The organism is Micromonospora sp. LOL_025, from assembly GCF_048060285.1.
Classification (GTDB): Bacteria; Actinomycetota; Actinomycetes; order Mycobacteriales; family Micromonosporaceae; genus Micromonospora.
The window spans coordinates 1-14695 of the sequence record NZ_JBHMIR010000036.1 but is presented as its reverse complement, the minus strand read 5'-3'; the positions used below and the strand labels follow the sequence as shown (position 1 = coordinate 14695).

At 69.1% G+C, this 14695-nt stretch carries 13 protein-coding genes; 8 read left to right on the top strand and 5 right to left on the bottom strand.

The window, feature by feature from the left end:
• Positions 1-133: 133 nt before the first annotated feature.
• A complete protein-coding gene (locus tag ACFHW0_RS28070) occupies positions 134-1012 on the bottom strand; it encodes a GNAT family N-acetyltransferase (RefSeq protein ID WP_416612414.1) in 879 nt (292 codons plus the stop codon).
• Between the two features lie 317 nt (positions 1013-1329).
• Between ACFHW0_RS28070 and ACFHW0_RS28065 the strand changes: the two genes are divergently transcribed.
• The 5 genes from ACFHW0_RS28065 (at position 1330) to ACFHW0_RS28045 (ending at position 4516) form a co-directional block, all read left to right on the top strand.
• The gene (locus tag ACFHW0_RS28065) at positions 1330-2415 is read left to right on the top strand and encodes a sporulation protein (protein WP_416612412.1); all 1086 of its coding nucleotides are present in this window, start codon (positions 1330-1332) and stop codon (positions 2413-2415) included.
• Between the two features lie 106 nt (positions 2416-2521).
• Complete coding sequence (locus ACFHW0_RS28060) at positions 2522-2743, top strand: hypothetical protein (protein ID WP_416612410.1); 222 nt, start codon at positions 2522-2524, stop codon at positions 2741-2743.
• 176 nt (positions 2744-2919) lie between these two features.
• Positions 2920-3192, top strand: a complete 273-nt coding sequence (locus tag ACFHW0_RS28055) for a GlsB/YeaQ/YmgE family stress response membrane protein (RefSeq protein WP_416612408.1) — start codon at positions 2920-2922, stop codon at positions 3190-3192.
• A gap of 143 nt (positions 3193-3335) precedes the next feature.
• Complete coding sequence (locus ACFHW0_RS28050) at positions 3336-4265, top strand: cation diffusion facilitator family transporter (protein WP_416612465.1); 930 nt, start codon at positions 3336-3338, stop codon at positions 4263-4265.
• 77 nt (positions 4266-4342) lie between these two features.
• Entirely contained in the window at positions 4343-4516 is a 174-nt protein-coding gene (locus ACFHW0_RS28045) for a CsbD family protein (RefSeq protein ID WP_416612406.1), read from the top strand.
• Between the two features lie 129 nt (positions 4517-4645).
• Here ACFHW0_RS28045 and ACFHW0_RS28040 read toward each other — a convergent pair whose 3' ends face one another.
• The 3 genes from ACFHW0_RS28040 to ACFHW0_RS28030 are packed head-to-tail and all read right to left on the bottom strand — an operon-like array spanning position 4646 to position 9275.
• Complete coding sequence (locus tag ACFHW0_RS28040; RefSeq protein WP_416612404.1) at positions 4646-5683, bottom strand: NAD-dependent epimerase/dehydratase family protein; 1038 nt, start codon at positions 5681-5683, stop codon at positions 4646-4648.
• Positions 5680-8256 carry an alpha/beta fold hydrolase gene (locus ACFHW0_RS28035; protein ID WP_416612402.1) on the bottom strand — a complete coding sequence of 859 codons (2577 nt, stop codon included), beginning with the start codon at positions 8254-8256 and terminating at the stop codon, positions 5680-5682. Before ACFHW0_RS28035 ends, ACFHW0_RS28040 begins: the two co-directional genes overlap by 4 nt.
• Positions 8253-9275, bottom strand: coding sequence for a 3-oxoacyl-ACP synthase III (locus ACFHW0_RS28030; protein ID WP_416612400.1), 1023 nt, complete (start codon positions 9273-9275; stop codon positions 8253-8255). Before ACFHW0_RS28030 ends, ACFHW0_RS28035 begins: the two co-directional genes overlap by 4 nt.
• Before the next feature lie 514 nt (positions 9276-9789).
• Between ACFHW0_RS28030 and ACFHW0_RS28025 the strand changes: the two genes are divergently transcribed.
• Entirely contained in the window at positions 9790-11109 is a 1320-nt protein-coding gene (locus tag ACFHW0_RS28025; protein ID WP_416612398.1) for a hemolysin family protein, read from the top strand.
• The gene (locus tag ACFHW0_RS28020) at positions 11109-12119 is read left to right on the top strand and encodes a hemolysin family protein (protein ID WP_416612396.1); all 1011 of its coding nucleotides are present in this window, start codon (positions 11109-11111) and stop codon (positions 12117-12119) included. Before ACFHW0_RS28025 ends, ACFHW0_RS28020 begins: the two co-directional genes overlap by 1 nt.
• A gap of 295 nt (positions 12120-12414) precedes the next feature.
• Here the strand turns inward: ACFHW0_RS28020 and ACFHW0_RS28015 are convergent, their stop codons facing one another.
• Complete coding sequence (locus tag ACFHW0_RS28015; protein ID WP_416612394.1) at positions 12415-13347, bottom strand: hypothetical protein; 933 nt, start codon at positions 13345-13347, stop codon at positions 12415-12417.
• 576 nt (positions 13348-13923) lie between these two features.
• Between ACFHW0_RS28015 and ACFHW0_RS28010 the strand changes: the two genes are divergently transcribed.
• Positions 13924-14457, top strand: a complete 534-nt coding sequence (locus tag ACFHW0_RS28010) for a DUF1697 domain-containing protein (protein WP_416612392.1) — start codon at positions 13924-13926, stop codon at positions 14455-14457.
• Positions 14458-14695: the final 238 nt, after the last annotated feature.

Below are 14695 nucleotides of genomic sequence, written 5' to 3'. Positions count from 1 at the left end.
CGAGGCGCTGGGCTCGGCGTTGGAGGTATCGCTGTTCGACCTGGTGGCTCCTCCCGTGCGAACCGGGCGGCGACACCCGTCACCGCCTCGTCGAGGACTACCTGCACGAGGGGTATCGACCTTCGCCCGGTGTTCACCGGGAACCGCGGCGCAGATCGGTCACCTCGCCTGACGGCGTGAAGCCGGCCGAGGCGTAGGTAGCTACGGCGCCGACGTTGGAACTCTCCACGCACACACTCGCGCTGGACGAACCCATGTCACGAAGGGCCGCAGCGGCGGCAAGCGTGATCGCGGTGCCGTAACCATGACCTCGGTGACTGCGGTGCACGCCCATCGGTTCGAGGAGTCCTGGCCGCCCCGGGCCGGCTGACCACACAGCCGCCACTGCCACGGCGTCGCCGTTCTGATCGAATGCGGCGAGGCAGCGTGCGTCACCGTAGAACGGGCCACCGGCCATGGCGAGCCAACCTCCGACCATGCGGTGTCGGTCGGCATCAGTGAAGGGCGACCCGCGGAACGCGGACCAGTGGACGGCGACCCACACCTCGGCGCGATCGGGCTCGATCGTCTCGACGCGCAGACCGCAGTCCTGTACCGGGTCCGAGAGACTGCGGTGGAACGTCGTCCACGGCTCATCCCGCTCCCAACCCCGCTTCAGCAGTAACTGGGTGAGAAGACCCGCGCCTCGGGCTTCGACGGTCGCACCGCCGGAAGCCCCTGGTTCGTCCAGATCAGCGGCGAGCCGGCGGGCCAGTGCCTCGTCATCACGCCAGTCGGGAGCGACAGCCATCCGCACCAGTTCGGGGCCGTCCAGCAGCCCGATCGCGAGAACCTCCCCGTCGCGCGACCACATCCGGATGGCAGCAGCCGTAGCCTCGGCACCATGTAACGAGTGCCAGCCGAGATCGCCGGAATGCAGATGCAGCGGTCCCCCGTCGTACTGCCACCCCTTGAGCGCGTTCACCGCCGGTGACACCTCATCAACGCTCGGGGTGCTCAGAATGATGCTCATGGCGCATCCAAACCCAAAAGAGCGACCTGGCACCATCAGTTTTGTAGGGAGCCGATCGCTGTCCCGGTTGACCCTCGTCGAATTCGAGACCATCACGCACCCATCGGCCAGTCAGACCGCGTGACTACACCCGCCGCCCGCCCCACCCGACAGTAACCGTATGGATGCACCCAGCTACTTCTCAGGTGGCGTTGATAGTTTCCCGGCGCGACGGCTTCCATTATGGACGCCGTTGATCTCGTTGCAGCACAAGGGTTCGCGTGGAAGTTCCACCGAATCCGGTTGCCGCGCGTTCGGTGCCGTTGAGGGAGTGGTTCGTGGTGTTCAAGAAGATGCTGGGCGCGTTCGGGGTGGGCGGCCCCAGCGTGGACACGGTTCTGTCTAATCCCAACACCCGCCCAGGGCTGATGCTGGGCGGGCAGGTGAACCTGACCGGCGGCAGCCACGATGTGGAGATCGACCACATCACCGTCGGGCTGGTCACCCGGGTGGAGTTGGAGGGCGCGGAGGAGGAGTACGACGCTCTCGTCGAGTTCCACCGCGCTCAGGTTGCGGGTGGGCTGCACCTGCGCGAGGGGCAGCAGTTGTCGCTGCCGCTCCAGGTGGCAATGCCGTGGGAGACCCCGGTGACCGACCTGTACGGGCAGCACCTGCACGGCATGACCATGGGCCTGCGTACTGAGGTGGCCATCCGCGGCGCGGTCGACAAGGGTGACCTCGACCCGTTGGTCGTGCATCCGCTTCCGGTGCAGGAACGCATTCTGGATGCCTTCGGCCGGCTCGGTTTCCAATTCAAGGGTGCCGACCTGGAGCGCGGGCACATCTCAGGGCTGCACCAGCGCCTGCCGTTCTACCAGGAGGTCGAGTACTACGCCGCCTCGCAGTACGCCCACGGGATCAACGAGGTCGAGTTGACCTTCGTCGCGAACGAGCACGGCGTCGATGTCGTGCTGGAGTTCGACAAGCGCGGCGGCCTGTTCACCGGCGGCCACGACTCGTTCGGCCGCTACCACGCCGCGCACACCGACGCCGACCGCGTGGACTGGGCCGCGCAGGTCGACGGCTGGGTTCGCCAGGCCCTCGACGGCTACCAGAGCCTGCACGCTGGCCACGGCTACACCCCGCCCGCCCAGGGCTACGGCACCCCCGGCTACCCGCCACCGCCCCCGCCGCCCGGCTACGGACAGCCCGCCTACGGTGCCCCCGGCTACGGGCACGCCGCGTACGGCCACCCAGGCGGGCACCACAAGGAGGAACACCACGAACGGCACGGGGGCCCCGGCATGGGCGCCGTCGCCGCCGGCGTGGTCGGCGGTGCCGCCCTCGGCTTCGCCGGCGGCATGGTCGCCGACGAGGTTTCCGACTCCTTCGGCGACGACGAGGGCGGCGACGAGGAGGCATGAACCGCCTCGCATCCACAGTGGATGCCAGCGCTCGCTCCATGATCTAATTCGTCAGGTTTGTCCGCAGCCGGCCGGATTGTCCGACCGGCATTTCGAAGGAGTGTGCATGCCCGTCACCGCCGACCTCACCAAGCTGGTCGACAAGGCCTACCAGGACAAGACCCTCACCGAGATCGTCGACGCCCCGGTGTCCGCCCTCGCCGGGGTCAGCGACGGCGACGCCAAGCTGCTCAAGGACGCCTTCGACATCACCACCGTCGGCGACCTCGGCCGCAACCCGTACTTCCGTACCGCCCACGCTCTGGTCGCCCTCACCGGCACGAAGTAGCACCACAGCGGATGCCCCGATGGCCAGGGAACCTCTCCGGGCCATCGGGCATCCGTCCGTTTCACCGCTGTCCTCGCCGACGCACCAGACGGCTACGCCGGCGGTAGTTTCGGCGCTCGCGAAGAAGGGCAATGACCGGAGCCGACGACAAACCCCCCTCTGGAGGGACGGCTCTCGTGGAAGTCACCGGCTTCTTCACCGCGATCATCATCGGTCTGCTCATCGGCGCGCTCGGCCGGCTCGTGGTGCCGGGCAAGCAGAACATCCCGATCTGGCTGACCCTGCTCATCGGCGTGGTCGCCGCGATCCTCGGCACCCTCGTCGCCGGCGCTCTCGGTGTCGACGACACCAGGGGCATCGACTGGATCGAGCTGGCCATCCAGGTCGTCTTCGCCGCGATCGGCGTCGCGATCGCCGCCGGCGCCTACGGCCGCCGCCGCGTCCACTGACCGTCACACCGCCCGTCCCGCCGGCCCAGCCCTTCGGGGCGGGCCGGCGGCGCGCTGCCGGCACCAGTCGGCGGCAGCAGCCCGCCACGTCGCTGGCGCACTGATCCACCCACACCATGACATCTGACGAAGGGAAACAACTGATGGCGGCGGAGGGCAGCACCAAGGCCGTGGTGACGGCACTGGTCGCGAACCTGGGTATTGCGGTGAGCAAGTTCGTCGCCGCTGGCATCACCGGGTCGGCGTCGATGCTCGCCGAGGGCGTGCACTCGGTCGCGGACTCGACCAACCAGGCGCTGCTGCTGCTCGGCGGCAAGCGCGCCCGCCGTGCCCCCACAGCATTGCACCCTTTCGGCTACGCCCGGGAGCGTTACGTCTACTCGTTCATCGTCGCGATCATCCTGTTCACCATCGGCGGCCTCTACGCCCTCTACGAGGGCTACCACAAGATCAGCGATCCACACGAGCTCACCTCACCGCTGATCGCCGTCGCCGTCCTGCTGATCGCGATCGCCCTGGAGAGCTACGCCCTGCACACCGCCGTCAAGGAGGCCAACAAGGTCCGCGGCAAGCGCGGCTGGGTCTCCTTCGTCCGCCACGCCCGCGCCCCGGAGCTGCCGGTGATCCTCCTCGAGGACGCCGGCGCCCTGCTCGGCCTGCTCTTCGCCCTGTTCGGCGTCGGACTGAGCGTGCTCACCGGAAACGGCATCTACGACGGCATCGCCACCCTGTGCATCGGCGTCCTGCTGGTGGTCATCGCCGTCGTCCTCGCCGTCGAGACCAAGAGCCTGCTCATCGGTGAGGCCGCCCTTCCTGAAGAAGTCACCGCGATCCACGCCGAGCTGGTCTCCGCCCCCGGCGTCGACCGCGTCATCCACCTGCGCACCCTGCACCTCGGACCGGACGAGCTCCTCGTCGCGGCGAAGATCGCCATCGGCACCGCCGACCGGGGAGCCGACGTCGCCGCCACCATCGACGACGCCGAAACAAGGATCCGCCGGATACTGCCCACCGCCACCGCGATCTACCTCGAACCCGACATCGACCGGCAACCCGCGCCCACTCGCGGCTGACCAGTCCAGGGTTGGTTCAGGTCGGGCGCCGGGGGTACTGACGCCGATGTAGCGCCAGCATCGACGTGGGAGGCTCCATGGGCATCGACGACAAGATCGGCAACGCCTCCGAAGAGGCCACCGGCAAGCTGAAGGAAGGCGCCGGCCGGGCCACCGACGACGAGCGACTCGAAGCCGAGGGCCGCGGAGACCAGACCAGGGCGAACGTCAAGCAGGCCGGCGAGAAGATCAAGGACGCCTTCAAGAGCTGACCCGCACCGCGCAGGGCGCGGCAGGGTGAGATGACTGAACGGCCACGGCGGCACAACCGTCGTGGCCGTTCACTGTGTGCCGGCCGGCCTGTTGTCTGTGCGCGCCTGACGGCTAGCCGCAAACCGCCGTCATCGTCCTCGCCAGAGGGACGATGACGTCCTCTGGTCCCGTCGGCGGCCACGAGGGCGGGGACCTTGCCGGTACGCCATGGCTAGCCGAACGAAGCCTTCCTCAAGCGTCACCTGCGGCGACCAGCGCAGTGCCTCTCGGGTTCGGCGTTGGTCGAACCAGTGGGCGGTGGACAACTGCTCGGCCAGAAACCGGGTCATGGGGGGTTCTTCGGTGCGCCGAAGTGCCAACCACAGCCGCTCCACTGCGGTGCCGCCGGCCTTTGCTACGGCCACCGGCACCCGAAGTCTCGGTGGCGCCGTCTCGGCGGCGACGCAGATCCGGTCGATGAGCTCGTGTACTGTCCGTGGCTCCCCGTTGGTCACGACGAAGGCCTGTCCGTGTACGCCCGTCTCGGGTGCCCGGTCGAGCGCGGCGACGAGGGCGTCAGCGGCGTTACTGACGTACGTCGTGTCGATCAGGGCGGTTCCCTGGCCGACCAGTGCCAGCCGGTTGGCCTGGGCCCGCTCGACGATTCGGCCCACCAGTTGGGTGTCACCCGGTCCCCAGACCAGGTGAGGGCGGATCGCCATCACGGCGAAATCGGGCGAGTCGGCAGCCAACGCGAGCCTCTCGGCCGAGGCCTTGCTGCGGGCGTAGTGGCCCCGGGCCCGGTCTGGGTCGGCTGCGCCGGCGCCGGCGCCGACCAGGCCGGTGCCGTGGTGGGCGACCGACGGCGAGGACACGTGCACGAATCGCGTCACGCCGGTTGCCCGCGCGGCGGCGAGCAGGGTGGCTGTGCCACCGATGTTGGTGTGCTCGAATTGTTGCCACGGGCCGGTCATCGATACTTTCGCGGCCAGGTGGACCACGGCGTCGACCCCCTCGGTGGCCGACCGTACGGCTTCCGGATCGGTAATGTCGCCGCGACGCTCATCGACCCCGACCAGGCCGCTGGACCGACGCTGCAGGACGCGGACCTCGTCGCCGCGTACCCGCAACGCTGTGGCGACGGCGCTGCCAAGCATGCCGCTGGCACCGGTGACCAGGATCTTCACAGTCCGCTGACCCTCCCGCCAGCGAGCACTCGTTCCGCCCAGTGACGGAGCCGGGTGCGGTCGATCTTCGAGTTGTGGCGGATGTCCGTGGGCAGGGACGGGATCACCAACACGGCCGCGACCGGCGGCGCGACTGCGGTACGTACCGCGTCGGCCAGTTCTCGGCTGGCCATTCGCGCTCGGCGGGTCCCGGGCAGGGTCTCGGCGATGATCACGACCTTTGCCACGCCGGGCGGTCCCACACCGACCGCTGCGGCCCGCGCGATCTGCGGCAACGACTCGACCTGCTGTTCGATCCCGACCGGGGTGAGCACGCCGTCGGACGTGAGCAGGATATGGGCCAGTCGACCCTGCACCCACAGCCGGCCATCGGGATCCAGGTGGCCTACGTCGCCGGTACGGTGCCATCCGGGATTACGGGAGCTTTCCCGCTCGGTCAGCCAGAGCCCGTCGTAACGATCCTTCACATGCCCGGCCCTGACCAGGATCTCGCCGGTCAGCCCAGGAGCGCAACCGGGTTGCTCGGAAGGCGTGCCGGTCGAGTCCAGGGCCGCGATCGCCACCTGGACACCGGGCAACGGCCGGCCGACGCAGACACCGTCACCCGGCTGGGCGTCGACGATCTCGTCGAGGGTGATGTCGGTGACCGGGAGGACCTCGGTCATTCCGTAGGGGGTGTGCGGCTGCGCCTTGGGCATCAACGCCCGTGTCCTGGTGAGCAGCGCGGCGGGCACCGGCGCGCCCGCGCTAAGCAGCAATGTCACCCCCTGCAACGCGGTGCGCTGGCGATCGTTCAACATGTCGCCGGTGTCGACCACGTTGCGTAACGCGGCCGGTGATGCGAACACCGCCGAACCGTCGACTGCGGCTGTCGCCTCAGCGAGAGCGGTGGCGGTCAACGTCCGTGGTGCGGTAACGCTCATGTCCGGGATCGCCGAAGGGGCACCGAGAGCCGGCCCGAACAGTGCGAATGGTGCGAACGCCGCCACGATCCCGGCGTCGGCGTTCACCCCGAGTCCGAGGAGTGCGTCCCGCATGGCGGCGAGTTGGCGATGGGTGTAGACGACCCCCTTCGCCGGCCCGGTAGAACCGGAGGTGAACAACACGGCCGCGTCGTCGTCCGGGTCTGGCATGGCCGGAAGTTCCGGGATACCAGCGCCGAGGCGGGCGAGTTTGCCCAGGGTTAGCGCCCCCAACGCGGCGGCGCCAGGCCCGGCCCCGAGACGCCTTCCGGGCCAGCGCAGGGCCCGGGCGACGGTGAGTCCGCGACCGATGGCGACCATGTGCGAGGGGTCGGCGCTGCGCAGTGCCCGGCTTATGCCGGCCAGTCCCAGCCCTGGATCGACCACCACGATCACCGCACCGATGCGAAGGCACGCGTAGACGGCGGCGGTCAGGTCGGCGCCGGGCGGTACGAGTAGTGCCACCCGGTCACCGCGACGCACTCCGGAGGCCGACAATCCGGCCGCGATCTCCCGGATCCGTTGCCACAACAGGGACCAGCTGACCTGCCGGCCGTTGTTCGCCAGCTCGACCAGGGCGACTGACCGGTCCTCGGCACGCTCTGCCAACGCCGCCCACAGCGGACGCCATGGCACTGCCGGTTCCGGCGTCGGGGTCGGGTCGGCGGGCCGGCGGTCCAGGTCGACCAGCCACTGCGCGACCGCACCGGCGACATCGGCGTCCTCGGGGAGCAGGTGACCCGCGCCTTCGAACCGGTGCAACTGCGCATGCGGCAGTCGGCTCCGCAGGTCCCTCAGATGCACGTCGCCGAAGACCGGGTCGCGTGGCCCCCACAGCAGCAGTGTCGGGATCTCCGCCAGCGTGTGCAGACGCTGCGCGACCTCTTGCAGCGCCTGCCAGCTCGAGTGGTCGGGACTGAGCGGGATGTCCGCGACGAAGCCGCCGATCGCCGCCCGTCGGTCCACCGTGCGGTACGGAGCGAGATAGCCCTCTCGGACAGGCTCCGGCAGCCACGGGTTCGCCAATGCGAGGGTGGCCTGCAGGAACGTCGGCGTCCGCACGGTCACCGCCGGCAGCACGCCGGGCAGTCGGGCCAGGCGAATCAGTGTGGGCGCCGACGACCCACTCGGCTGGTGCACCGCAGTGTTGGTCAACACGACACCGCGTAGCTGATCACGGTGGCGCAGTGCCCAACCCAACGAGATGGACCCGCCCCAGTCGTGCCCGACCGTGACCACCGGCCCGGTCAGGCCCAGCGCCTCGGTGACCGTGGTGAGGTCGTCGATCCGCTGCGCCAGCCCACGTACGGTGTCAGTGCGCTCGGAGAACCCCATGTCCAGATGGTCTACGGCGACCACCCGCCACGGCGGTGCGTCAGCCCGCGCGAACCGGGCCAGCAGATGCCGCCACAGGTACGACCAGGTGGGATTGCCGTGCACGCACAGCAGAGTCCCGACGGGTCGGACCGAACTACCGGAATCCGTAGCCGCGGTGTCCAGGACATGCCAGGTGCGCGGCACGCCCTGACTGTCCGCCGCGGTGACCCATCGGGACCAGGCGCTGTCCAGGCCGGGCAGCCCCAGCGGCGGCACTGCGTGTCGACTGCTCACCACACGACCTCCAGGGCGCACGTGTTCAGGCCGGAGCCAACCCCCATGCACAGCACCCGGTCACCGGAGTTGAGCGACCCGGCGTGGTGGGCCAGGGTCAACGGCAGCGACGCCGGGCCGACGTTTCCCCACAGCGGAAACGTCTCGGGAACTCTCCGAGGGTCAAGGCCAAGCCGGCTGACGACACCCTGCGTGTGGGCCACCGAGACCTGATGCATGACATAGAGGTCCATGTTCTGCCAGTCCCACGACCCGGCGTGCGCCCACGTCGCCTCAGCGAGGCTCACACCCGCGTCGAGCAGACCCTTCGCATCGGTACGCATCCGCGTGCTGTCCCCGACGCACAACTCGTGGTGTTGGGTGGCCGCCTGGCCCACACCGCCGACCAGGCGGTGCCCCTCCGGGTGGGTGTCTGCGGCAGCCAGCACCATCGCGGCCGCGCCTGATCCGAGGGTCAACGTGGCGAACTGCTCCCGGACGTCGTCCCGAGTGGAGTCGGCTCTACGTAACCGCTCGATCGTCGCCTGCTGGGCCTCACGGGAGCTCTCGCCCGCCACGATCAGCGCGTACCGGATGTGTCCGGCGTCGATCATGTTGGCAGCGACCTGGATCCCGTTGACGAACCCGAGGCAGGCGTTGGCGATGTCGAAGTTCAAGGCCGATGACGGCAGGTCCAGAGCGTGGTGGATTGCCACCGCCGTCGATGGCTCCAGATACGCTCGAGACACGGACGTGTTGATCAACAGGCCGACGTCACGCGCGTCGACACCCGCCTCCGACAGTGCCTTGGCCCCGGCCATCGCCGCCGCGTCTGCGAATCCAAAGCCCTCCGGCCACCAGCGCCGCTCCTGGACGCCGGCGATCCGCTGAAGCATCCCTGGGCGCAGCCTCAACCGCCGGAAGGTCTCGCTCAGCTGCTCGTCGAACTGATCAGAGGTGACGACGACCGGCGCCTCCAAGGCTGCCACCGACAATATCGCCGTGTTCGTGTAGCGATACTCAGCGTTGCCATGCGTCATCCAGCCTCCGCCCGTCGCCCACCCTGAGGGCTCGAAGCTATCCACTCGCTCCCTGATCCACCAATGGCCGATCGGTATCGCGGTCAACATCACTCACCCGCCACACGCACCCAGGACGCAGGGGTCGGTCTGCCGGCGCCCGGGTGACTCCACGGATGCCGCTGTACGACGTCGGCGTGAAGATCGGCCTGATAGTCGCCGTAAGTCGAGGCAGCCGACGACAGAGGCCGCGCAGGGCTGGGAACCGCAACCCTCGCGTCGATTACGCCCTGCTCAAGGTCACCGCCCGCCTGGTCCTCACCGCACCCCGCCGCACCTGGAAAGAACAGGAAAGGGCCAGGGATCGGTCAGGCGCGCAATTGTCAGGTTGCTGCCAGGCAGCCATGCCACACTTCGATCACTGCTGACACGAGGAGGAGCACGACCCGATGGGCGACGGCCAACGTCCGGGACCACTGGCCCGCCGATGCGGGCCTGATTCACCCGGCGCCACCCGCATCAGGAGCGTGGCCCCGTGTGGGTGCTGAGTCTCCTCCTGGGGCTGCTGGTGGTGTTGGCGATCACCGCGGCCACCGGCTACTTCGTGGCGCAGGAATTCGCGTACATGGCCGTCGACCGGTCGCGGCTCAAGGCCCGCGCGGCGGCGGGTGATGCCGCCGCCAGGCGAGCGCTGGACGTGACCCGCCGGACCTCGTTCATGCTGTCCGGCGCCCAGCTCGGGATCACAGTGACCGCCCTGTTGGTCGGCTACGTCGCCGAACCGTTGATCGGTGAGTCGGTCGGCGCCGCTCTCGGCGGGGTCGGCGTCCCGACCGGCGTCGGCGTCGCCGTCGGCACGGTGGCCGCGCTGCTGCTCTCGACCTTCGTGCAGATGCTGTTCGGCGAGCTGTTCGCCAAGAACCTCGCCATCTCACGGCCCGAGCCGGTGGCCCTCTGGCTGGCCAGATCCACCCAGTTCTATCTACGGGTGTTCGGGTGGCTGATTGCCTTCTTCGACAAGTCCTCCAATGCCCTGCTGCGCCTGTTCGGCATGGAACCGGTGCACGACGTGGAACACGCCGCCAGCCGCCGCGACCTCGAGCACATCGTCAGCGATTCCCGCGACTCCGGGGACCTGCCCGCCGAGCTGTGGATGCTGCTCGACCGGGTGCTCGACTTCCCTGACCGCGACGCCGCCCACGCGATGGTCCCGCGGGCCCGGGTGGATGTCGTGGAGCCCGGCCTGACCACCAAGGAACTCTGGACCAAGATCGCCGGCGGCCACTCGCGCTACCCGGTGCTCGACGACCACGACGGCGTGATCGGGGTGGTGCACCTCGCCGACCTGCTCGCCGTCGACCGCGATGGTGCCGGCACGGTGGCCGACATCATGCGGCCGCCGGTGCTGGTCCCGACCTCGATGCCACTCCCCCGGGTCGTGCAGACCCTCGCCGAGCGGAAAGCCCAGCTCGCCTGTGTGCTCGACGAGCACGGCGGGCTGGCCGGCGTGGTGACCGTGGAGGACCTTGCCGAGGAACTGGTGGGGGAGATCGAGGACGAGCACGACGACGCCACGGCGCCCACGTCGCCAGCCGGGCTGGCGGCGGCGGACGGCACCTGGGAACTGGTCGGGACGCTGCCGCTGGACGAGGTCGAGCGCACCATCGGGCATGACCTGCCCGAATCGGACAGCGAGACCCTCGCCGGCCTGGTCATCGAACTGCTCGGCGAGCTGCCCGCCCCCGGCGCCGTGGCCCGGCTGAGCCTCGGCGAGGTCGCCCTGACACTCGAGGTGGTGGAGTTGGAGCGGCACGTCCCGTCGCTGGTCCTGCTGCGCACGGAGGAGAACCGCTGATGGGTGACCCGTGGACGGTGGTGGCTGTCACCGTTGTGCTGATCGTGCTCAGCGCCTTTTTCGTGGCCGCCGAGTTCGCGTTGCTGGCGGCCCGTCGGCACCGCCTCGACGCGCGTTCCGAGCACAGCCGGTCGGCCCGGGCGGCGGTGCGCAGCTTCGACGAGCTGACCGTGCTGCTGGCCGGCTGCCAGCTCGGTATCACCGCCTGCGCGCTCGGGCTCGGCGCGGTCACCAAACCGGCCGTCAACTACGCGCTGACTCCTATGTTCCTGTCCTGGGGCGCACCCGGCTGGACGGCCGACGCGGCCGGTTTCGCACTGGCGTTGCTGGTCGTGACCTTCCTGCACCTGGTCATCGGGGAGATGGCCCCTAAGTCGTACGCCATCGCCCATCCGGAGAAGACCGCCATCGCCCTGGCGATGCCGATGCGCGCCTTCATGTGGTTCACCCGCCCGGTGCTGCGTGCCCTCAACGCCAGCGCCAACTGGTGCCTGCGCCGGGTCGGTGTGGAGCCCCGGGACACCATCGCCACCGGCCAGAACGCCGCCGATCTGCGCCACCTGGTCGAGCACTCGGCCAACGTCGGCGCGCTCGACGCGTCGTACTCCGCGCAACTCACCGATGCCCTCGACCTCGACCAACTCACCCTGGCCGACCTCACCGGCCCGGAGCGTGAGCTGACCGCGGTGGGGACGGCCGACACCGTCCTGACGGTCCGCGCGGTGGCCCGCGACACCGGCCATCTGCGGGTGGTCGTCCTGCGCGACGGCGCGGCCGTCGGCGTGGTCCACGTCCGCGACACCATGGACCAGGCGGACGACCAGACAGCCGGCGAGGTGATGCGCGACGTCCTCGTGCTCGACGGCTCGACGCTCGCCTACGAGGCCCTGGCCATCATGCGGACCACCCGCCACCACCTCGTGGTGGTCACCACCCCGAACGGCCCGGCGGTGGCCACCCTGACCGACGTGGTCGAGCGGCTGCTCCGAGCCCCCGCCGGGGCCCGCTGACCCTCGCCCGGCCGCTGTGCGCGAACGGGCCAGGAGGCTGTGTCAACGCGGGCCTCAGCACACGGACGCTACTCGGTGCGGGCTGACGTCCCGACCGTGCAGCCCACAGCCGCCGCGACCTGCCATTCGCAGGCAGCGATCGTGCTTCTGCCCGCCAGGGACCGTTTGGCTGCTCGTTGAGCTGCTGGGCGTCGCTTGGCGGTGCGGCCTGCCCCAATGGTGTCTACTGCGTCCGGCCCTGCCGCTGACCCGGATCCAGGTCAGCGGCAGAACCGGTCGGTCTTCGGCCGTCGGGTCAGCTGTGGTGTAGGCGGCGGAGCAGTAGTCCGGCGATGATCAGGACGAGGGCGAGGGCACCGGTGGCGGGGCCGGGAAGACCGGTGACCGGCAGGTGGTCGCTCCCGTTGGTCGGGGTGGGGTCTGGTGTCGGGTTGGTGGTGGGGCTCGCGGTCGGGGTGGGGCTTGCAGTCGGAGTCGGAGTGGGAGTGGGAGTGGGTGAGGTGACGTTGGTGTTGACGCAGGACTGGTTGTTGTCGGTGGTGGATTCGCGGGTGCCGGTGTAGACGGTCGCGCAGTTGGGGATGGTGGCGCCGGTGGGAACGTCGGAGTTGACCTGAACGGTGAAGGTGAAGGTTTCCGTCTGGCCGGGCCCGAGGGTGCCCAGCGGGCAGGTAAGGGTGAGTCCGCCGCCAGGACACTGGGCCGGCCGGTCGACGATCGTGGTCAGGTTGCCGTTGGTGGGGTCCTGGACGGTGACGTCGACGGCGTCGGAGGGGCCGTTGTTGGTGACGGTGATGGTGTAGGTGATCGTGCCGTCGGGCTTCACTGTCGCCGGTGCGGTCTTGGTGATCGCGACATCGGCGAGTGTCTGCGCCTGGGTGATCAGCCGGGTGGAGTCGCTGGCGGCGGTGGTACTGCTGACGGTGGCATTGTTGATGATGTTGGTGCCGTCGGGCAGGCTCGGGTCCACCGTGATCGGGATCCGTACGGTGATGGACTCTCCGGATGGGATGCTGGCTCCCGCCCCGCCGCAGGTGACGACCTGCCCCGCGGCCGAGCAGCCTGGTGGCAGCGTCCCGGATGACACCCCCGCGTCGAGGATGTCGGTGATCGTCACGTCCTCGGCCGGCGTGTCACCGGAGTTGCTGACCACGACGGTGTAAACGCCGCTCCCACCGACGGTCAGCGGGTCGGGCGTGACGCTCTTGGCGATGTCGAGGATCGCCACGAACGGCCTGACGGGAACCTCCGCCCGATCGGCAGTTTCCGTTGTCGTGCCGGGAGGCAGTGCAACGGCAGGCGCCGTACCCCTCTCGGCCTTCGTGGCCTCTGCTGGCTGCCCGACGGCGAGGGCGGTGCTGCCGGTCGCCGCCAGAAGGAGCGCTGCCATGCCGACGCTCAGTCGACCCGCCGATGTCATGCTCTGTGCCTCCAAGTGCCGGTGCGGTTTCACCTGAACCGCACGTCACTTTAAGCAACAAAAACGCTTTCAGGCGGCATACCGGGACATTCCGGCGGAACATGTGCGGACACGACAGTCGGGACCGGCAGGAGGCCTGAGGATCGACCGCCCCTATCGGGTGGTGCATAGCGGGTAGCTCGGTGGCGTTGGGATGTCCGGGTGGTCGGCAGCTGTCCTACCGGGTGCCCGTCCTTTACGGCGTACCGACACACCAGAGGTGGCTGTGCGATCCGACCGGCCCACCTGGTCGATATGGCCAATGAGCGCACCGCGCTCCATTCGGCAGATCATGGCTAAGCTCGCAGCGACAACAGACCTCACGAGGCAAGTGGAGGTGAAACGATGGCCCGCTACGCGGTCCTCCTGCGGGGAATCAATCTCGGCAAGGCCAGGCGTGTCGGAATGGCCGACCTTCGAACGGTGCTTACGCAGAGCGGGTACGAAAACGTCGCCACGTTGCTACAGAGCGGCAACGTGGTGCTGGACGCCGACCAGCCGGCCGACGAGCTAGGCAAAACGATCGAGCACCTGATCGAGAAGCGGTTCGGGCTCGTCGTCGACACGATCCTGCGCAGCCACGACCAGATGACGCGCATCGTGGCGAAGAACCCCCTTGGCGACGTGGCGACCGACGGCTCGAAGTACGTCGTGGCGTTCATGGCGGAGCCCCCGCAAACGCCCGTAGACGCCGTGCTGGATGGCGCTGACATCAGCGACGACCGCTACATCGTCGACGGCACCGAGATGTACATCTGGTGCCCATGCGGCCTGCGCGACAGCCCGCTGATGACCATTCTCGGCAAGGCGAAGAGCGGGCCGTCGACCACGGTGCGCAACTGGAACACGGTAGAGAAGCTGCTCTCGATGATGGAATAGGGCGCACAACCAGCCCGAAAGCCCCGCCCTACCTCAAGCTACGGATGATCGCGCGGTCGGCGATTCGACCGCTGTTGTCAATGGCAGCCAGGCCGTACACCATCGTGCCGGCGCGAGGCCTCGGCAGGACCGGCAGGGGCGAGGGAGGACGGCGAGGAGCTCCACCACTCTCCGGCAGCAGTTCATTCGGCGCCGAGGCTGCGGCGGTACGTCCGTACCTGGTCACCGTCGGGCACCG